The organism is Streptomyces sp. NPDC001530, from assembly GCF_042894545.1.
Lineage (GTDB): Bacteria > Actinomycetota > Actinomycetes > Streptomycetales > Streptomycetaceae > Streptomyces.
On record NZ_JBIAVS010000031.1, the window covers coordinates 67470 to 87828 of the forward strand.

Genomic DNA, 20359 nt, shown 5'->3' on the forward strand with positions numbered 1-20359 from the left:
TTGAGGGAACGTGCCTACGTATGATCTACGGCCGATCGCGTGACGTACAACGCGGAGCCCGGGCGCCGCCATGAAAGGCGGAACATTAGACTCGACGAGCCCGGCAACAGCTCGATCAGCTCTACTGCAAGGAGGCACGGGTGCCGCTGCTGACCCGCATCAGGGGACCGCGCGATCTGGACCGGCTCAGCCTGGAGCAGCTGGACCAGCTGGCCGGCGAGATCAGGACCTTTCTCGTCGACGCGGTCTCCAAGACAGGCGGCCACCTGGGCCCCAACCTCGGCGTCGTGGAGCTCACCATCGCCCTGCACCGCGTCTTCGAGTCGCCGAAGGACAAGGTGCTGTGGGACACGGGCCACCAGTCCTACGTCCACAAACTGCTCACCGGTCGTCAGGACTTCTCGAAGCTGAAGATGAAGGGCGGCCTGTCCGGCTACCCCTCGCAGGCGGAGTCCGAGCACGACGTCATCGAGAACTCGCACGCCTCCACGGTCCTCGGCTGGGCCGACGGTCTGGCGAAGGCGAACGAGGTCCGTCGCAAGGACGCCCATGTCGTCGCCGTCATCGGCGACGGCGCCCTCACCGGCGGCATGGCCTGGGAGGCGCTCAACAACATCGCCGACGCCAAGGACCGCCCCCTGGTGATCGTCGTCAACGACAACGAGCGCTCGTACGCCCCCACCATCGGCGGCCTCGCCAACCACCTGGCGACCCTGCGCACCACGGACGGCTACGAGCGCTTCCTGGCCCGTGGCAAGGACCTCCTGGAGCGCACGCCCGTCGTCGGCAAGCCGCTCTACGAGACCCTGCACGGCGCCAAGAAGGGCCTCAAGGACTTCATCGCCCCGCAGGGCATGTTCGAGGACCTGGGCCTGAAGTACGTCGGCCCCATCGACGGCCACGACATCGAGGCGCTGGAGTCGGCGCTGGCCCGCGCCAAGCGCTTCGGCGGCCCGGTCATCGTGCACTGCCTCACCGAGAAGGGCCGCGGCTACCAGCCCGCCCTCCAGGACGAGGCCGACCGCTTCCACGCCGTCGGCAAGATCCACCCGGACACCGGCCTGCCGATCGCCTCCTCCGGCGCCGACTGGACCTCCGTCTTCGGTGAGGAGATGGTCAAGCTCGGCCGCGAGCGCGAGGACATCGTCGCCATCACGGCCGCGATGCTCCAGCCGGTCGGCCTCGACAAGTTCGCCAAGGCCTTCCCCGAACGGGTGTACGACGTCGGCATCGCGGAGCAGCACGGCGCCGTCTCGGCCGCGGGCCTCGCGACCGGCGGACTGCATCCCGTCTTCGCCGTCTACGCCACCTTCCTCAACCGCGCCTTCGACCAGGTCCTGATGGACGTGGCCCTGCACAAGTGCGGTGTCACCTTCGTCCTCGACCGCGCGGGCGTCACCGGCACCGACGGCGCCTCGCACAACGGCATGTGGGACATGTCGATCCTTCAGGTCGTGCCGGGCCTCAGGCTCGCCGCGCCGCGCGACGCCGACCAGGTCCGCGCCCAGCTGCGCGAGGCCGTCGACGTGACCGACGCACCGACCGTGGTGCGCTTCTCAAAGGGCGCGGTCGGCCCGGCCGTGCCCGCCGTCGGCCGGATCGGCGGCATGGACGTGCTGCGCGCCCCGGGCACCGACGCGCCCGACGTGCTGCTCGTCTCCGTCGGCGCGCTCGCGCCGATGTGCCTGGAGATCGCCGACCTCCTCGACAAGCAGGGCATCTCCACCACCGTCGTCGACCCGCGCTGGGTCAAGCCGGTCGACGAGGCCATGGCCCCGCTCGCCGAGCAGCACCGCGTGGTCGTCACCGTCGAGGACAACTCCCGCGTCGGCGGTGTCGGTTCGACGATCGCGCAGGCTCTGCGCGACGCGGGCGTCGACGTACCGCTGCGCGACTTCGGCATCCCGCCGCGCTTCCTCGACCACGCCTCCCGGGCCGAGGTCATGACGGAGATCGGCCTGACCGCACCGGACGTCGCCCGCCAGGTCACCGGGCTCGTCGCCAAGCTCGACGGCCTCCCCCACTCTCGGCTTCGCTCGCGCGGGGGAACCCCCATCGAGCGCACCGCAGCACAGGCCGTGGACTCGGTGGAGCCCGCGCGCGACTGACGTATCCCGCAGGTCCAATGGGCCGGTTTCAGCACCCTGTACGGGTGGCGAAACCGGCCCATCCGCGTGAATCTGCTCATGTCGGGGCATACGCAGCACGAGCCCCCTCGATCATGTCGAGGACGACAAGCGTGGGAGGTACGCCCGTGAGCAGCACCCTCTTCAGAACGAAGAAGGTCGAACAGTCGATCTTGGACACTGAGGAGCCGGAGCACGCACTCAAGAAGTCGCTGTCCGCTCTGGATCTCACCGTCTTCGGCGTCGGGGTCATCATCGGCACCGGCATCTTCGTCCTCACCGGCAAGGTCGCCAAGGAGAACGCGGGCCCGGCGGTCTCCCTCGCGTTCGTCGCGGCGGGCGTGGCCTGTGGTCTCGCCGCGCTCTGCTATGCGGAGTTCGCGTCCACGGTCCCGGTCGCGGGGTCGGCGTACACCTTCTCGTACGCCTCGCTCGGCGAGCTGCCCGCCTGGATCATCGGCTGGGACCTGGTCCTGGAGTTCGCGCTCGGCACGGCGGTGGTCGCCGTCGGCTGGTCGGGGTATGTGCGTTCCCTGATGGACAACGCGGGCTGGCATCTGCCCGACTCGCTCGGCGGCCGGGAGGGCGCCACCGGGTTCGGCTTCGACATCCTGGCCTCCGTCCTGGTCCTCCTGCTCACCGTCATCCTCGTCATCGGCGTGAAGCTGTCCGCCCGGGTCACCTCGGTCGTGGTCGCCATCAAGGTCACCGTGGTGCTGATCGTGATCATCGCGGGCGCCTTCTTCATCAATGGCGACAATTACGCGCCCTTCATCCCCAAGGCGCAGGAGGTGGAGGCGGGCGGCAGTCTGAAATCCCCGCTCATCCAGCTGATGTTCGGCTGGGCGCCGTCCAACTTCGGTGTGATGGGCATCTTCACCGCCGCCTCCGTCGTCTTCTTCGCCTTCATCGGCTTCGACGTCGTCGCGACGGCCGCCGAGGAGACGAAGAACCCGCAGCGGGACATGCCGCGCGGCATCCTGGGCTCGCTGTTCATCTGCACCGCCCTCTACGTCGCGGTGTCGATCGTGGTCACCGGCATGCAGAACTACCGCCAACTGTCCATCGACGCCCCGCTCGCCGACGCCTTCAAGGCGACCGGACACCCCTGGTACGCGGGCACCATCAGCTTCGGCGCCGCCGTCGGCCTGACGACGGTCTGCATGATCCTGCTTCTTGGCCAGACCCGGGTCTTCTTCGCGATGAGCCGCGACGGACTGCTGCCGCGGTTCTTCTCCCGCGTCCACCCGCACTTCAGGACCCCGCACCGGCCGACCATCCTGCTCGGCGTCGTCATCGCGATCCTCGCCGGCTTCACCAGCCTCAGTGAACTGGCCGAACTGGTCAACATCGGCACGCTCTTCGCCTTCGTCGTCGTCGCGATCGGCGTCATCATCCTCCGCCGCACCCGTCCCGACCTGCACCGCGCCTTCCGCACCCCGCTGGTGCCCCTCGTCCCGATCCTGTCCGTGCTCGCCTCGCTGTGGCTGATGCTGAACCTGCCCGCGGAGACCTGGCTGCGGTTCGGGATCTGGATGGTGATCGGCTTCTTCATCTACTTCCTCTACGGGCAATCGCACAGCCGCCTGGGCCGGCACGAGGAGACGACGGTGGGCGAGGTGCTGAAGGGACGCAAACACGACGGCGAGTGATCGGTCCGGTCGATGCTTCTGATGCTCCGGCCCCGTATGTCCCGCTTCGGCGGAGACCGCCGGGCCGGATAGCGTGCACCGTATGCTCGCCGAGCTCCTGGAATCACCACGCTCCGTAGTCGAGTCGCGCGTGTCGCGCCGCGGCTACTGGAGACGGCTGCTGCCCGTCCTCGCGCTGCTGGTCTGTGTCACCCGTGCCCCGTCCTTCCTACGGCCGCTGTGGAACCCGGACGAGGGCTATCTCGCCGTACAGGCGCGGATGCTGGCGAACGGGGGCGCGCTGTACGAGACGGTCGTGGACCGCAAGCCGCCGCTCGTGCCATGGCTGTACGAGGCGGCGTTCGCGGTGTGCGGCTCCGGCTCGCTCACCTCGGTACGGGTCCTCGCGGCGCTGGCCCAGCTGTCGACCGCCGTGCTGCTGGCGTCCCTCGCGCGGCGCCGCTGGGGCGGGACGGCCGGGTGGACGGCGGGCGTGCTGTATCTGCTGGCCTCCATCGGGCTCAACCCCGAGGACGCGCAGGCCGCGACCTTCGAGGTCTTCATACTGCCGTGCACGGCCGCGGCGATGTGGTGCGCGGACCGGCGCCGGTGGGGTGCGGCGGGGGTCGCCGTCGCCAGTGCGTTCCTGGCGAAGCAGACGGGTGGGGCGGTGCTCGTGCCGGTGGCGTGGCTGCTGTGGCGATCCGAGGCGGCGCCCCGAAGTGGCCTGGTACGGCTGGGGGTTGGGGCGGTGGCGCCCGTCCTGTGCGTGGCGCTGCTCACCGACCCGGCGGGGTTCCTGTTCTGGACGGTCACCGGCTCGGGCGCGTACGCCTCCTTCACCGGCTCCGAACTCCACGTCCTCGCACGTGGGCTGACCAACACGGCGATCCTTGCGGTGGCCTGCGCGGGTCTCATCCCTCCGGTCGTACGGGTGCTGCGCATCGCCCGTACGGGATCGGCGGAGCTGTGGCTGTGGCCGGCCTCGTCCGCGGCGGCCGTGCTGCTCGGCTTCCACTTCTTCGGCCACTACTACCTGCAACTCATCCCGCCGTTGGCCCTGTTGGCGACGGCCGCGCTGCAGATCCTGCCTCGCGAGCGGCTGGCGACCGCGCTGTTCACCTCGGCGTGCTGCTGCACCCTGTTCCTGGTCTGGGGGCTGCTCGCGCCGCGGCCCGAACTCGCCCATGTGCAGCGGCTCGCGGCGGCCCTCGCGCACCGCACCGCACCCGCCGACCGGGTCTTGGTGTGGGGCATACACCCGGAGACGTACTGGCTGGCCGGCCGCACCCCCGCCACCCGCTATCTCACCGCCGGTCTGCTCACCAACTACAGCGGCGGGCGCGACGGCCCGCAGGTCGGCGAGAAGTTCGCCGTCGCGGGCGCCTGGCCGGCGTTCCGGCAGGAGATGAGCGCGCACACCCCCGCCCTGGTCGTGGACGACTCCCGCGGCAAGCCGTACGCCCCCGACCGCGTCCCGAGCCTGCGCCGCCTGCTGGCGGCACGCTACGAGGAGGTGGCGAGGGTCGACGGGGCGGTGCTGTACGCCCGGGTGCCGGGGGAGTGAGGAGCGCGGGCCGCTGCGTCAGCCCAGTACGGCGCGCGGCCCGGTGACCTGGGCGCCCAGTTCCGCCACCCGGCGCCGCAGCTCGCGGTCGGCCGTCACGACCAGGCAGGGGCGGTCGCCGGCCGCCGCCGTGAGTTCCACGACGAGGTCGTCGCCGCTGCCGGGCGCCTCCTCCACGCGCACCCCGGGCACGGAGGCCACGCCCCGGGCCGCACCCTCGACCACCAGGATCAGCTCCAGCGGCCCGGCCAGGCCGCCCGCTCCGGACCGCGCGAACGGCACCAGCCGGTCCCGCAGGCGTACGGCGGCGGCGCGGCGGTCGCGCCACCAGCCGTCGGGCACGGACCCGACGACGTTCGCGCCGTCCACGACGAGCAGTGGCAGGGGAGTGGCCGGGTCCGTACCGCCCGCGGTGTCTCGATCGTCCACGTCGTCCGCCATGCCCTCAGGTTGTCACAGGGGCGGTCGCCCAGCGGCGTGTGATCTCGCTGACGGCGGCGGCCGCGCGCTCGGCGGGCGGCCCGTCGACGCGCACCTCGGGGGCGAACTCGACGTGCAGGAACGGCACGTCCGCGGCGTCGGCGGCCCGGCCCTCCACGTTCTCCTCGCCCTCCAGCGGGCAGTTCCGCACCCAGGCCCGGCACACGTGGAAGCCGTGCGTGCGCAGGGCGTCGGCCAGACTGCGGCCGTCCGCGCGGCCCGCCGATCCGGCACCGGTGGAGGCGACCACGTCGTAGCCGGGGGCGGAGGAGGCGGCCATGCCGTGCAGCTGGACCCCGGGCATCCCACGGCGGACCAACTCGGCGCAGATGGCGTAGAAGACGGTGTCCCGGCGGTGCGCCATGTCCGCGGAGTTCCCGCGTCCGGCTTTGCGATGTGCTCCTGCAAGCACCAGTATGCCGTCGGGGGAGTCACGCAGGACACGCACGCCCAGCTGCTCGGTGCCATGGTCGGCGACCGGGTGCGGGACCTGGACCGACCAGCGCGGACGGTGGTCCAGGTCTATATAGACCCGGCCCCAGCCGCGCGGCGTCACGGCGTCGTCGGTGCGGTCGGCCACTTCGGTGTAGCGGTGTTTGGAGACCCGGTCGAAGACGGTGCGCACCGTGAAGTCGCGTTGAGAAAGCAACCGTTCCGCTTGCTCGCGGTGGCCGTCGAGGAGCAGGCCGACGGCCTTGGCGATGGCCGTACGGTCCGCGCGGCCGGGCTGCCGGTAGCCGCGGTCCGGGCCGAAGCGGCTGGTGTAGTCCTCCACCTCGCGCGCCAGGTCGACCTGCTGGGCACCCTGGTCGGAACGGGGGCCGGGAGCGGCCTCACCCTCGTCGCGGGTGGCGTGGAGCACAGCGGTCAGCCCGCCGGCCAGACCAGCGATAACCAGTAGAATTGTTGCGATCGTTATGATGCGCGAGCGAGTGGCTCTCATGGTTGTATCAAGATATCCCGGTGAACAAATGCCGTAGCCGCACCCTGCTGACCCTGCTGATCCCGCTCCTCCTCGTCGTCGCCGTCGCCGGCTGCGGCCTTGTCTCGGACGACGGGGGCGACCAGGGCGGCGGTCGTTCCTTCACCGTCGCGGCGGCCGGGGACATCCTGATGCATCCCGAACTGGTCGACCAGGCCCGCAAGGACGCCAAGCACACCGGCAAGGGCGTGGCCGGGCTGGACTTCGGTCCGATGATGGCCGGGATCAAGCCGCTGATCAGCAAGGCCGACCTGGGGATCTGCCACTTCGAGCCGGTGATGGGCACCGCGAAGGGCCCGTTCGAGGGGTTCCCGGACTTCCAGGTGCCGCCGCAGACCGCGAAGACCATCAAGGACCTCGGCTACGACACCTGCTCCACCGCCTCCAACCACACCCTCGACCACGGGTACGCCGGCGTGAAGCGCACCCTGGACGCGCTGGACGCCGCCGGCGTGAAGCACACGGGCTCCTTCCGCACCCAGAAGGAGGCGCTCACCCCGCTGATCATGAACGTCAAGGGCGTGAAGGTCGCGCAGATATCGTTCGCGTACGGCTTCAACGAGCCGCACCAGCTGCCGAAGGACAAGCCGTGGCTCGCCAACCAGCAGAGCCTCGGCAGGATCAAGGCCGCCGAGCAGCAGGTTCGCAAGGCCGGCGCCGAGGTGGTGATCCTCTCCCTGCACTGGGGCCACGAGCATGAGCCGAGCGCCACCGCCACGCAGCTCTCCTTCGCCCGCCAGCTCGCCCGCGACACCGGCATCAACCTCGTCATCGGCCACCACGCGCACGTCGTCCAGCCGATGGAGAAGGTCGACGGCCTCTGGGTCGCCTACGGCATGGGGAACCAGATCGCCCGGCACGAGCAGCCGACGGGGCTGACCGAGGAGGGCGTGATCGGATGGTTCACGTTCACCGAGCACGGCAAGGGCCACTGGGAGGTCCAGCCCCGCTTCGAGCCGACGCTGCTGCAGATCCCGCCGGACGCCGAGAATGCCACGGACGGCGGCAAGGCCACTTACGGCGACGACGACGCCCGGGACTACCGCCTGCTGGACGTGTCGGCCGCGCTCCGGGACGACCACGACCTCACCGACGGGCAGCGGGCCCGGCTGCGCCTCGCCTTCGAGCGCACCGAGGGCACCCTGTACAACCGCGGCGCGGCCCAGGACGGTCTGAAGCCGCTGACTCCGCTGCCCTGACGGCGGCGGCCGCCGCCCGCATGACGCGCACGTCTGCCCAGAACTCACTGCATAAACGCGGATGTTGCGCAGATCACATGGGTAAGTGCGCAACTTGTTGGGGCTCTTACCTATCTGAGTGCTGTGGGTACACCTGAGCAACAGTTGTGCCCGTAGCACACACAGATCCGAGAACCGTCCAGGCTTCCCCGTGCGGACCGATCACCCGCACACCCTGAGAGGACCCTCCCTTGGCGTCACCGCCCCCGTCGCGGCAGCACCGAGCCCGCCGACGAGCCGACATGTCGCTGATCGGAGGCATCCGCCCGCCGATCGCGGTCCTGTCGGTGCTGCTGCTGTCGCTCGCCGGTATCACGGCACTCGTGCTGGGCCGTGTCGACAACGGCGGCGTGCCGAAAGCGGTGCAGACCTCTCAGCAGCACTTCGCGGAGGACGGCGCCATCGCGCTGCGTGCCTCCATCGACGAGTCCGTCACCGACCTCACCCGGTCCGCCGCGCTGTTCAGCGCCGGCCAGCCGGTCTCCGGCGACGCCGTCCTCGACAAGCTCGGCAGCACCTACCAGAAGTGGACGGGCACCGCCGTCGTCGAGATCCGCAACGGCAAGCTGGTCGCGGCCCGCGGCGAGACCGTCCCGCTGACCTCGGTGAACACCTCCGCGCTCGGCGACGAGGGCGGACTCGCGCCGCGCATGGTCCGGCTGAAGAACGGCGAGACGCGCCTGCTGTCCTTCGCGCTGCTGTCCTGGCCGGGCAAACCGCAGCTGCTGCTCGTGGCCTCCAACAACCTGACGTTCCCCGGCATCAGCCTCGGCCAGTTCCGGTCCATCGCCGTGGTCGACCGCGACGGCGCGATCCTCAGCAGCGACGGCATTCCCGAGCCCGAGCAGGTACGCACCAGCACCGACCGCAAGGAGATCAAGCTCTCCCGCAAGCAGCTGAAGGACTTCGCCCAGCTCGCCGCCCGCAAGGCCCAGCAGGACCCGCGCAGCAGCAAGGAGCCCGGCACCGGCGGCTACCAGGGCGTCAGCGGCAGCCTGGTCGGCGGGCACGTGCTGAGCGACCGGTCCGTCGCCGGATACGCCACGCTGGCCGCACCCGAGCCCGGGGAGGTCACCACCGCCTCCGGCCTTGGCCTGTCCGTGGTGGCCATGGTCAAGGTGGCCGAGGACCCCACCCGCACCCAATCCCTGGTGGTCGGCCTGCTGGCGGGCGGCGCGCTCCTCGTCGTCGGGGCCATCGCCGTGGCGGTGCTGCTGGGCACCGTGCAGCGCCCGCTGATCCGGCTGTTCCTCGAGTCCCGCCGACTCACCCGCGGCGATCTGACCCGGCCCGTCACCGTCCCCGGCTACGGCGAGGCGCGCCGCGTCGGCCACGCCCTGGAGCAGCTGCGCCGCCAGCTGCTCGGCGAGAGCGCCGACGCCACCGGCTCCACGCCGCGCCCGCGCGGCCTGCGCCGGATCGGCACCCGGGCCCTGCTCGCGGTCTGCGCGGTGCTGCTGCTGGCCTGGTCGGCACCGCTGATGCTGCTGATCAACCGCGCCGACAGCACGGCCGTCGTACCGCAGCAGCTCGTCAGCGACCAGCGCGAGCGCACCGACACGCTCAGCGACCGGGTGCGCCGCGCGCTCAACGAGGGCAGCGCCGACCTGGAGTCGGTCGGCTCCCTCATCGGCAACCGCACCGAACCCGAGGCCATGGAGAAGGTGCTGGAACGCACCCTCGACGAGAACCGGCGCTACCGCTCCCTCTACGTCGTCGACTCCTCCGGCGAGATCCTGGCCCGGAAGGGCAAGGAACCCAAGATGATTCGCTCCCACCGGGTCTCCGACACCCGGATCCGGCTGCTGGGCCGCGGTGGCAAGGAGCCCGTCGTCGTCGCCAACGCCGACATCCCCGGCCGGGGCGGCGCGCAGCTGGTCGGCGAGTTCCGCGTCGAGTTCCTCAACGCCCTGCTGACCCGGCCGGGTATGGGCGTCGTCCGCCTCGTCGACGACCACAGCAAGGTCATCGCCGGCAACACCGGCTTCCTCGCCTTCCAGGGGCTGCCCGACGACCACCTCAAGGACCTGGTCGCGGCCAGCGCCCAGCGGCTCGGCAAGAAGGCCCGCGCGAACGGGGTGCTCTACCGCGAGCACGGCGTGCGGATCGCCGCCGCCGCCCCGTTCGCCGGCAGCGGACCCGCCGAGTCCCTCGGCTGGAGCGTGGTCAGCTGGCAGCCCGCCAACCGGCTCGCCATCCCCGAGTACGACGCCCAGAACCGCACCGTTCTCGCCGGACTGCTCGGCGCCGCAGCGGCCGTCGCCTGCCTGGGCTGGCTGCATATCGTGGTGGCCCGGCCGCTGCGCTCGCTGGCCGACCGGGCCGAGGCGCTGGCCGGCGGCGACCGCAAGACCGTGCTGTTCCCACAGCACCACGACGAGGTCGGCGCGGTCACCCGCTCCCTGGAACTCATCCGGCAGCAGCTGCAGGACCAGCGCCGGCAGCAGCCCCGCCGCACCCCGCCCCAGGCGTCCGCGCCGCAGCAGTACACAAGGAACTGATCACCCGTGCTCTTCCTCTACACCGTGCTGCTGGTGTGCTGCGCGATCCTGCTCGTCGCGGGCATCGTGGAGCAGCGGCGGCACTTCACCAACCTGGACCACATACCCAGCCGGGTGCTGATCAACGGCATCCGCGGCAAGTCGTCCATCACCCGGCTGTGCGCGGGCGCCCTGCGCGGCGGCGGACTGGTCACCGTCGCCAAGACCACCGGCACCGCGGCCCGCTTCATCCACCCGGACGCCACCGAGGAGCCGGTCTACCGCAAGTTCGGCATCGCCAACGTGGTCGAGCAGATCGGCATCGTGCGGCGCGCCGCCGCGTACCAGCCGGACGCGCTCGTCATCGAGTGCATGGCCGTCATGCCGGCCCTGCAGGAGATCAACCAGTCCAAGCTGATCCGCTCCACGATCGGCGTGCTGTGCAACGTCCGCGAGGACCACCTCGCCGAGATGGGCCCCACCCTGGACGACGTGGCGCGCTCGCTGTGCCGCTCGATGCCGGAGGACGGCATCTGCATCACCGCGGAGAAGGACCGCTTCCACATCCTCCAGGAGGAGGCCGACGCCCGGAACTGCCAGCTCATCTACGCCGACCCGGAGACGGTCAGCGACGAGGAGCTGCGCGGCTTCAGCTGGTTCACCTTCAAGGAGAACGTGGCCATCGCGCTGGCCGTCGCCGAACTCCTCGGCGTCGACCGGGAGACGGCCCTGCAGGGCATGTACGAGGCCCCGCCGGACCCCGGTGTCCTCGCCGTCGAGCGCTATCTGACGCCCGAGGGGAAGAAGGTGCGCTTCGCCAACGTCTTCGCGGCCAACGACCCCGAGTCGACGCTGATGAACGTCAACCAGCTTCTCGACCTCGGCGCCATCCACCGCCCGCTCAACGTGGTCATCAACTGCCGCCCCGACCGCGTCGAACGCAACGGGCAGATGGGCGAGATCATCCCCGACCTCGACCCCGAGCGCGTCTTCGTCATCGGCCACCCGGCCAAGTCCGCCATCGACGCCATCCCCGCCGAGTTCCGCTCGCGCGCCGTCGACCTCGGCGGCGACAAGCGCGACCCGGAGGAGTTCATGGCCAAGCTGCTGGAGCAGCTCGGCCCCGACTCCTCGCTGGTCGCGATCGGCAACATCCACGGCCAGGGCGAGATCCTGCTGGAGCACCTCGCCGAACTCCCGGCGGACGACAGCGCCGACGAGCCCGTGGCCGCGGCCCCGGCCGGCCGCGCCGGGGCGGCGCCCGCCGTGGTCGAGCACGTCGAGACCGTGCAGCTGTACGCGCCCCGCATCGACCCCTACCAGGGTTACTCGGAGGCGTACGAATCGCGCTACGCGCAGCAGCCGTACGTCCCGCAGCTCCCCGTCCAGCGCGACGCCGCATACCCCTACCCGGACCCGGAGCGGGAGCGGGTGAGCCAGGCAGGGTACGGCCAGCCGTACCCGGACGACGTCTGGACGCAGCAGTACCACGGTGACCAGCCCGCCCCCGCCGCGCCGCAGGCGCACCCGGACAGCGGCCCCTCGCTCGGACAGGTCCCGTCCCGCGGGCTGTTCGAGCCCCGCATTCCTCCCCAGCCTTCCGCCGACGACAGCCAGCAGTGGCACAGCCCAGGAGAACAGCGTTGATCCCCTCCGTCCTCACCCCCGAGATCGCCGCGATCGGCATCGGCCTGGGGTTGATGTTCTCGCTGATGTGCTACCTGACGACCAACCTGTCGCCGGGCGGCATGATCACGCCGGGCTGGCTCGCGCTCACCCTCATCGAGGACCTGCAGCGGGCCGCGCTGGTGGTCGGCGTGACCGTCCTGACGTACCTCGCCACGCTGCTGATGCAGCGCTTCGTGATCCTGTACGGCAAGCGGCTGTTCGCGGCCGTGGTGCTCAGCGGCGTGCTCATCCAGGCCACCGTGATCATCGTGCTGCAGATGGAGTTCCCGCTGCTGTACGCCAACCAGACGCTCGGGTTCATCGTCCCGGGCCTGATCGGCTACCAACTGGTCCGCCAGCCCAAGGGCGCGACGCTGCTGTCCGTCGGATCGGTCACCCTCGCCACCTATGTAGTGCTGACCGCCGGCATCCTGCTGGGCGCCATGCCCTCCGCCTGAGCCCGCCTGTTCCCGACGCATACCAGGAGCCCTCACCATGCCGAAGCGCAAAGGCCGCCCCGTCGTCCACGCGGCGACGGTGCTCGCGCTGCTCGCGGGCAGCGCGTACTTCACGTACGAACTGCGCAAGGACGAACAGGCGAAGGTCCCGGCCGCCCAGACGGTCACTGACAACGCCCTGCAGAACTCGGGCAAGGCGACCGGCAAGCAGACCTGGGAGCGGCTGAACGACCCGGCGCGTTCCGTGCTGCGCGACGCCAAGGGCGCGGTCATCGCCACCTTCACCGACGGCGCCCGCACCGCCACCCTCAAGGGCCAGTCCCGCACCTTCACCGAACCGGCCAACACCAGCACCAAGGTGGTCACCGACGACTGGGTCCGTCTCATGCCGGAGCCCTGGACCAAGGGCGCCCAGAACCAGCAGTGGTTCAAGGACTGGTTCAAGCAGTACTACGGCAGCCAGGAGGACGACGTCTTCGCGATCGCCTTCCAGTACGTGCAGGGCGCGCCGGTGAAGAAGGACTCCGCGGGCGTGCCGTACGAGGGCGACGCGGTGTTCGGCCCGTACAAGGCGGACGGTGTGGACCGCCTGGAGCAGAACGACTTCTACGACTACCTGGGCATCCCGTACACCTTCCGCAGCGGGACCACGATGGACCCGCGCAAGGAGCGCTACCGCGCGCTGGACTGCTCCGGCTTCATGCGGATGGTGTGGGGCTACCGGTCCCGCTACCCGCTGATGGCCACCGACACCCTCGGCGACGGCCTGCCCCGCTCGGCCAACGGCATGGCCCGCTCCAAGGTCGGCGTCGATATCATCAAGCTCCAGGGCCCCGCCCCCTGGTACACCCGCCCGAAGAACATCGACACTCTGCAGCCGGGCGACCTGCTGTTCTTCAAGATGGACCACCGCACCGCCGACCACATCGACCACGTCGCCCTCTACCTGGGGCTGGACACGGAGGGCCACAAGGTCTTCGTCTCCAGCCGCAAGGAGCAGAACGGCCCGACGATCGGTGACAAGGGCGGTGTCTCCCGTATCGACGGCAACGGCTTCTACGCCGAGCTGTTCCGCAGCGCCAAGCGCCTGTGAGCGGGCGATGGGGGCCCTCCTGCCGGAGCGAAGCCGGGAGCTTGGGGGAGGGCCTCGGTGTCCGGCCGGCCCGCGATTAAAGTGAACCGGTGAACGGCGACTGGCTGATACGCGGCCGCGACGGCAGGCTCAGTGTGTACCTGCTGTCGGAGGCCGCCGTCCGCTGCCGGGCTGAGCGCGGCCCCGGCGGCCCCTGGGACCCTCCGCGCACCGTGGGCGGCGACCAACGCCTGCATTCCGTACTCGCCGTGGGCCAGGGCCCCGACGGCTACGCCCACCTCGTCTCCTGGCGGCCGACGGTCCGCGACGAGTCGGGCCTCGTGCACTCCACGCACTTCCGGCCGCGCCTTGCCGCCCTCGACTGGAACCCGATCGGGCACCCCGACAGGACAGGGGGCCGGACCGGCACGCCCGCCGTCGCGGTGGACGCCGAGGGGCGCGCCCATGTCTTCGTACGCAACAAGGGCGGCGGAGTGAGCATGGTCGCGCAGAAGGAGAAGGGCGGCTGGGGTTCTTGGCGCGACCTCAAAGGACGTGATGTCCATGAGGACTTGGAGGCCGTGACGGGGGAGTCCGGACGAGCCGAGCTGTACGCGGCCGTCCCGGGCGGGGTCCTGCACTGGCGCCAGGAGGAGCCGGGGGCGCAACCGGTTCTGGGGGAGGCCCTGGAGGCGTCGGTGCGCCCGGGCACCCTCCGCGCGCTCGCCACGTCCCCGGAGTCCACCACCCTCTTCTTCACCGACGAGGCGGGCGATGTGTGCGCCTGGCGCCCGGGCGGCAAGCCCGTGCCGGTGCTCGCCAGCGCCGGACCCGGACCCGTCTCCGCCATCCGCTGTGAACTCGACGGCTACGACTGCACGTTGCTCGCCCAGCGCTCGGCGAGTGGCCGCGTCGTCTTCGCCGCGTACCCGACCGAGCAGGAGTCGGCGGGCGCCTGGTGGGCCGAGTCGGGCCCCCAACTCCCCGCCGACGCCCGGGTGTCACTGGCGGAGGACGAGGCCGGGAGGGTGGTCGCGGCGAGCCTTTCCCCCGGGAGCGGGGAACTGCTCCTCACCCGACGGAAGGACGAACCGGGGCTGGCCCTGGAGGCGTGGCGCCCGGTGTGAGGGGAGTCCCTGGGGGCTGCGCCCCCAGACCCCCTAAAGACTGCGCAGTTCCCCGCGCCCCTTCAGGGGCGCGGGGAACTGCGCGACAAGGGGATGGGACGGGTAGGGGCGGAGGGGGCGAAAAAACCCACCCCCAGCCCCCACCGGCGCTAAGTGGTCCGGCGACGTCGCGAGCCAGGTCGCCGCTCGCTGGGCCGGGTGACCGGGTCCCCGGCCTCCACGGCGGCAGCGCGTCGCCTGAGCCCGAAGTCCGCCAACGCCTCCGCCAACTTGTGCACAGACGGCTCCGGAGCCATGACATCGACCCGCAGCCCATGCTCCTCGGCGGTCTTCGCGGTAGCGGGCCCGATACACGCGATCACCGTCACGTTGTGCGGCTTCCCCGCGATACCCACCAGGTTCCGCACAGTCGAAGAAGACGTGAAGAGCACGGCATCGAAACCACCCCCCTTGATCGCCTCCCGAGTGTCCGCCGGCGGCGGCGAGGCCCGCACGGTCCGGTAGGCCGTGACATCGTCGACCTCCCAGCCCAGCTCAATGAGCCCGGCGACCAGAGTCTCGGTCGCGATGTCGGCACGCGGCAGGAACACCCGGTCGATCGGGTCGAAGACCGGGTCGTACGGCGGCCAGTCCTCGAGAAGCCCAGCCGCGGACTGCTCACCCGACGGCACCAGATCCGGCTTCACTCCGAAGGCGACCAGCGCCTTGGCCGTCTGCTCGCCCACCGCAGCGACCTTGATGCCCGCGAAGGCGCGCGCATCGAGCCCGTACTCCTCGAACTTCTCCCGTACGGCCTTGACCGCGTTCACCGAGGTGAAGGCGATCCACTCGTACCGACCGGTCACGAGCCCCTTGACCGCCCGCTCCATCTGCTGGGGCGTGCGCGGCGGTTCGACGGCGATCGTGGGCACCTCGTGCGGCACGGCCCCGTACGACCGCAGCTGGTCGGAGAGCGACGCCGCCTGCTCCTTCGTACGCGGCACGAGCACCTTCCAGCCGAACAGCGGCTTGGACTCGAACCACGACAGCTGGTCGCGCTGGGCGGCTGCGGAACGCTCACCGACCACGGCTATCACGGACCGCCCGCCGTCCGGGGACGGCAGCACCTTCGCCTGCTTCAGCGTCTGCGCGATGGTGCCGAGGGTGGCCGACCAGGTGCGCTGACGCGTGGTCGTGCCAGCGATGGTCACCGTCATGGGGGTGTCGGGCTTGCGCCCGGCCGCGACCAGTTCGCCCGCGGCCGCGGCCACGGAGTCGAGCGTCGCGGACACCACGACCGTGCCGTCCGACGCCCCGACCTCGGTCCAGCAGCGGTCCGAAGCCGTCCGCGCGTCGACGAACCGTACGTCCGCGCCCTGCGCGTCGCGCAGCGGCACACCCGCGTACGCGGGGACACCGACGGCGGCCGCGATACCGGGCACCACCTCGAACGGGACGCCCGCGGCGGCGCAGGCGAGCATTTCCTCGGCGGCGTACGTATCTAGTCCGGGGTCCCCGGACACCGCACGTACGACCCGCTTGCCGCCCCGCGCGGCCGCCATGACAAGATTGGCGGCGTCCCTCGACGCAGGGTCACCAACGGTTGTTGACGCGCCGTCAACAACCGTTAGCTGAGGCGTGCCTGTACCCGAGTACGGGTCCGATTTCGTGTCCGGATCCGTGTTCAGGACGGCGACGCCTTGTCTGGCATGTACGCGGACCACGTCGAGCACCTCGTGCTCGGCGACGAGGACGTCCGCGTTCGCCAGCGCCTCGACGGCGCGCAGTGTCAGCAGTCCTGGATCTCCGGGTCCGGCACCGAGGAAGGTGACGTGCCCGTGTTCCGGACCGGCGGGAAGGTTGGTGGGGCTCAAAGTGCTCGCTCCCCCATCAGACCGGCCGCGCCCTTGGCAAGCATCTCGGCGGCGAGTTCACGGCCGAGCGCCATTGCTTGGTCATGTGTCTCGGGCACGGGACCGGTGGTGGACAGCTGCACCAGCGTCGAGCCGTCGGTCGTGCCGACGACGCCGCGCAGGCGCATCTCCTTGACAATCTGCCCGTCGGCCAGAAGGTCGGCGAGCGCACCCACGGGTGCGCTGCAGCCGGCCTCCAGGGCGGCTAGCAGGGATCGCTCGGCGGTCACGGCGGCCCGGGTGAACGGGTCGTCGAGTTCTCCGAGCGCGGCGATGAGGTCCGCGTTGTCCGCGGCACACTCGATCGCGAGTGCCCCCTGGCCGGGGGCGGGCAAAACGGTGTCGACCGACAGGAAGTCGGTGACTTCGTCGATCCGGCCGATGCGGTTGAGTCCGGCGGCGGCGAGCACGACGGCGTCGAGCTCCCCGTTCCGTACGTATCCGATGCGGGTGTCGACGTTCCCACGGATGGCGACCGTCTCGATCGTCATGCCGTGGTTGCGTGCGTACGCGTTCAGCTGGGCCATGCGGCGCGGCGAACCCGTGCCGATGCGTGCGCCGTTGGGCAGCTCGGCGAAGGCCAGGCCGTCGCGGGCGACGAGCACGTCGCGCGGGTCCTCGCGCACCGGTACGGCGGCCAGCACGAGGTCGTCGGGCTGCCCGGTCGGCAGGTCCTTGAGGGAGTGCACGGCGAAGTCGACCTCCCCGCGCAGCAGCGCGTCGCGCAGCGCGGTGACGAAGACGCCCGTGCCGCCGATCTGCGCGAGGTGCTCGCGCGAGGTGTCGCCGTACGTCGTGATCTCAACGAGCTCGACGGGCCGTCCGGTCACCTGGCTCACGGCATCCGCCACCTGCCCGGACTGGGCCATGGCGAGTTTGCTTCGCCTGGTCCCGAGCCTCAGTGGGTGCTCACTCATGCTCGCCCTCGGTTCTTGGCGTTCTCGGTGTTGTTCTCGGCCCGGGAGACGGAGGCGACCGTCTCGGGGTCCAGGTCGAACAGGGTGCGCAGCGCGTCCGCGTACCCGGCGCCGCCGGGCTCGGCCGCGAGCTGCTTGACCCGTACGGTCGGCGCGTGCAGCAGCTTGTCGACGACGCGCCGCACGGTCTGCGTGATCTCGCCCCGCTGCTTGTCGTCGAGGTCGGGCAGTCGTCCGTCGAGCCGCGCGATCTCGCTCGCGACGAGGTCGGCGGCCATGGTGCGCAGCGCTACGACGGTGGGGGTGATGTGGGCGGCCCGCTGGGCGGCGCTGAAGGCGGCCACCTCGTCGGAGACGATCCTGCGCACCTGGTCCACGTCGGCGGCCATCGGCGCGTCCGCGGAGGCTTCGGCCAGCGATTCGATGTCGACGAGCCGCACTCCGAGCAGCCGGTGCACGGCCGCGTCGATGTCGCGGGGCATCGCGAGGTCGAGCAGCGCGAGCACGGGCGCGGGCCGGGGGGCCTCGACGACGGGCTCGGGCTTGCGGCGCTCGGGGACGCGCCCGACGGTGGCGACGGCGGCGGCCAGCGCGGTGATGAGCTCGGCTTCGGCCTCGACATCGGGCGTACGACGGTTGTCGCGGCGCTCGACGGTTCCGGTGCCCTTGTCCACCCAGGCCGCGTGCTGTTCCAGCGTGGCCGCGTCCATGCCGGCGACCGCGGCCTCCCCCATCACGGAGAAGCCGGTGGCGCCCTGCACAGCGGACAGGTCGAGGGGGCAGCCGTCCTCGGTGCCGAGGCTGGTGGGCGCGAGGCTGCCCGACGGACCGGTCGGGATGTCCTCCCGTACGGCCACGGGCGTGCCCGTACGGCCCTCGACGGCGGCCGCGACGGACTCGGCCGTCAGGACGAGCCCCGTGGCGCCGGTGCAGGAGACGGCGATGTCGGCACGTGTCAGCTCGACCTGTAGCGAGTCCATCGGTACCGCGCGGGCCAGCACGTCCGTGTCGTCGCCGTCGGTGAGGATCTGTGCGAGGCGCTCCGCGCGCTCGAGCGTGCGGTTGGCGATGACGACCTCGGCGACCCCGGCGCGCGCGAGCGTCGCGGCGGCCAGGGACGACATGGAACCGGCGCCGATGACGAGGGCGCGCTTGCCCTTGATCCAGGTGTCGACGGGGGTGCCGGCGGACAGCTGCTCCAGGCCGAAGGTGACCAAGGACTGCCCGGCGCGGTCGATGCCGGTCTCGGAGTGGGCGCGCTTGCCGACCCGCAGCGACTGCTGGAACAGGTCGTTCAGCAGGCGGCCCGCGGTGTGCAGGTCCTGCGCGGTGGCGAGCCCGTCCTTGATCTGGCCGAGGATCTGGCCCTCGCCCACGACCATCGAGTCGAGCCCGCAGGCCACCGAGAAGAGGTGGTGGACGGCCCGGTCCTCGTAGTGCACGTAGAGGTAAGGAGTGAGCTCTTCGAGCCCGACCCCGCTGTGCTGGGCGAGCAGCGTGGACAGCTCGGCGACGCCCGCGTGGAACTTGTCCACGTCGGCGTACAGCTCGATGCGGTTGCAGGTGCCGAGCACCGCGGCCTCGGTGGCCGGCTCGGCGGCGAGGGTGTCCTGCAGCAGCTTGACCTGGGCGTCCGTGGACAGCGCGGCCCGCTCCAGGACGCTGACCGGAGCGCTGCGGTGGCTCAGCCCGACGACGAGGAGACTCATGCCGGCATCACGGCGGGGACGTCCCCGTCAGGCCCTTTCCCGTTGTTCTCCCGGGGAGCCGCGACCACGGCGCCGGCCTGGGCCTCGGCCTCCTCGCCGGCCTTGCGCTGCTCGTGGAAGGCGAGGATCTGCAGCTCGATGGAGAGGTCGACCTTGCGTACGTCGACGCCGTCCGGGACGGACAGCACGGTCGGCGCGAAGTTCAGGATGGAGGTGACACCGGCGGCGACCAGGCGCTCGCAGACCTGCTGGGCGACGCCCGGCGGGGTGGTGATGACCCCGATGGAGACGCCGTTGTCGGAGATGATCTTCTCCAGGTCGTCGCTGTGCTGCACGGTGATCCCGGCGACCTGCTTGCCGGCCATCTCGGGATCGGCGTCGATCAGCGCCGCGACCCGGAAACCGCGGGACGCGAACCCTCCGTAATTGGCCAGCGCCGCGCCGAGGTTACCGATACCGACGATCACAACCGGCCAGTCCTGGGTCAGGCCCAGCTCACGGGAGATCTGGTAGACGAGATACTCGACGTCGTAGCCCACACCCCTGGTCCCGTAGGAGCCGAGGTAGGAGAAGTCCTTGCGCAGCTTCGCGGAGTTGACCCCCGCCGCGGCCGCGAGCTCCTCGGAGGAGACCGTGGGTACCGAGCGCTCCGACAGTGCGGTGAGGGCTCGGAGGTACAGCGGAAGCCGGGCGACGGTGGCCTCGGGAATCCCTCGGCTGCGGGTCGCCGGTCGGTGAGTTCGGCCAGTTGCCACGGTGCTCCTGCGGGTAGCGCGGGGCTGCAGGCGGTCACACGTACCTAGACCGCCCCGTCGAATGCAGGCTATGTCTTTGTGAACGCGTGCACAAAGATGGTGTCCGATTTGCCCGGCCAACGTGACCGGGGTCACGCACGCCCGGCGCGCGCGTAGGGAACCGGCGCGCGGACAGCTTCGTTCCGCACCTGAAGGGGGCAAAGCCGCACACTCTCCTCAACGAATCCCGCCCCCGAGACCAATCGCCGTCGATCCTA

General features: G+C 70.9%; 15 protein-coding genes. 9 read left to right on the plus strand and 6 right to left on the minus strand.

Going from position 1 to position 20359, the window contains the following annotated elements:
* Window positions 1-140: 140 nt before the first annotated feature.
* From dxs to ACFY0T_RS43655, 3 genes are all read left to right on the plus strand, one after another.
* On the plus strand, window positions 141-2108 hold the full coding sequence (gene dxs, locus ACFY0T_RS43645) for a 1-deoxy-D-xylulose-5-phosphate synthase (RefSeq protein WP_388884095.1): 1968 nt from the start codon (window positions 141-143) through the stop codon (window positions 2106-2108).
* Between the two features lie 146 nt (window positions 2109-2254).
* Window positions 2255-3778 (plus strand): amino acid permease, encoded by a 1524-nt coding sequence (locus ACFY0T_RS43650; RefSeq protein WP_388884097.1) that lies wholly within the window; start codon window positions 2255-2257, stop codon window positions 3776-3778.
* A gap of 82 nt (window positions 3779-3860) precedes the next feature.
* Entirely contained in the window at window positions 3861-5324 is a 1464-nt protein-coding gene (locus tag ACFY0T_RS43655) for an ArnT family glycosyltransferase (RefSeq protein ID WP_388884099.1), read from the plus strand.
* An 18-nt stretch (window positions 5325-5342) separates the two neighbouring features.
* On the opposite strand, the gene ACFY0T_RS43660 is transcribed toward ACFY0T_RS43655, so the two are convergent.
* A complete protein-coding gene (locus ACFY0T_RS43660; RefSeq protein ID WP_388884100.1) occupies window positions 5343-5765 on the minus strand; it encodes an NTP pyrophosphohydrolase in 423 nt (140 codons plus the stop codon).
* Between the two features lie 4 nt (window positions 5766-5769).
* Window positions 5770-6666, minus strand: a complete 897-nt coding sequence (locus ACFY0T_RS43665) for a hypothetical protein (protein WP_388884101.1) — start codon at window positions 6664-6666, stop codon at window positions 5770-5772.
* A gap of 101 nt (window positions 6667-6767) precedes the next feature.
* Here ACFY0T_RS43665 and ACFY0T_RS43670 point away from each other — a divergent pair, with 101 nt between their 5' ends.
* From ACFY0T_RS43670 to ACFY0T_RS43695, 6 genes are all read left to right on the plus strand, one after another.
* Complete coding sequence (locus tag ACFY0T_RS43670; protein ID WP_388884102.1) at window positions 6768-7985, plus strand: CapA family protein; 1218 nt, start codon at window positions 6768-6770, stop codon at window positions 7983-7985.
* A gap of 281 nt (window positions 7986-8266) precedes the next feature.
* Window positions 8267-10525, plus strand: coding sequence for a HAMP domain-containing protein (locus ACFY0T_RS43675; RefSeq protein ID WP_388884103.1), 2259 nt, complete (start codon window positions 8267-8269; stop codon window positions 10523-10525).
* 6 nt (window positions 10526-10531) lie between these two features.
* Entirely contained in the window at window positions 10532-12151 is a 1620-nt protein-coding gene (pgsB, locus tag ACFY0T_RS43680) for a poly-gamma-glutamate synthase PgsB (protein WP_388884104.1), read from the plus strand.
* Window positions 12148-12630 (plus strand): poly-gamma-glutamate biosynthesis protein PgsC/CapC, encoded by a 483-nt coding sequence (locus ACFY0T_RS43685; protein WP_388884105.1) that lies wholly within the window; start codon window positions 12148-12150, stop codon window positions 12628-12630. The genes pgsB and ACFY0T_RS43685 overlap by 4 nt, the downstream gene beginning before the upstream one ends.
* A 37-nt stretch (window positions 12631-12667) precedes the next feature.
* A complete protein-coding gene (locus ACFY0T_RS43690) occupies window positions 12668-13723 on the plus strand; it encodes an NlpC/P60 family protein (protein WP_388884106.1) in 1056 nt (351 codons plus the stop codon).
* Between the two features lie 89 nt (window positions 13724-13812).
* A complete protein-coding gene (locus ACFY0T_RS43695; protein WP_388884107.1) occupies window positions 13813-14829 on the plus strand; it encodes a hypothetical protein in 1017 nt (338 codons plus the stop codon).
* Between the two features lie 149 nt (window positions 14830-14978).
* Here ACFY0T_RS43695 and ACFY0T_RS43700 read toward each other — a convergent pair whose 3' ends face one another.
* From ACFY0T_RS43700 to ACFY0T_RS43715, 4 genes are read right to left on the minus strand one after another with little or no spacing between them, the layout of a single operon-like run.
* Window positions 14979-16682: a uroporphyrinogen-III synthase gene (locus ACFY0T_RS43700; protein ID WP_388884108.1), complete on the minus strand. Its 1704-nt coding sequence runs from the start codon at window positions 16680-16682 to the stop codon at window positions 14979-14981.
* Window positions 16679-17638 carry a hydroxymethylbilane synthase gene (hemC, locus tag ACFY0T_RS43705; protein WP_388884109.1) on the minus strand — a complete coding sequence of 320 codons (960 nt, stop codon included), beginning with the start codon at window positions 17636-17638 and terminating at the stop codon, window positions 16679-16681. The genes ACFY0T_RS43700 and hemC overlap by 4 nt, the downstream gene beginning before the upstream one ends.
* The gene (locus ACFY0T_RS43710; RefSeq protein ID WP_388884110.1) at window positions 17635-19347 is read right to left on the minus strand and encodes a glutamyl-tRNA reductase; all 1713 of its coding nucleotides are present in this window, start codon (window positions 19345-19347) and stop codon (window positions 17635-17637) included. The genes hemC and ACFY0T_RS43710 overlap by 4 nt, the downstream gene beginning before the upstream one ends.
* Window positions 19344-20102 carry a redox-sensing transcriptional repressor Rex gene (locus ACFY0T_RS43715; protein ID WP_388884111.1) on the minus strand — a complete coding sequence of 253 codons (759 nt, stop codon included), beginning with the start codon at window positions 20100-20102 and terminating at the stop codon, window positions 19344-19346. Before ACFY0T_RS43715 ends, ACFY0T_RS43710 begins: the two co-directional genes overlap by 4 nt.
* Window positions 20103-20359 lie beyond the last annotated feature (257 nt).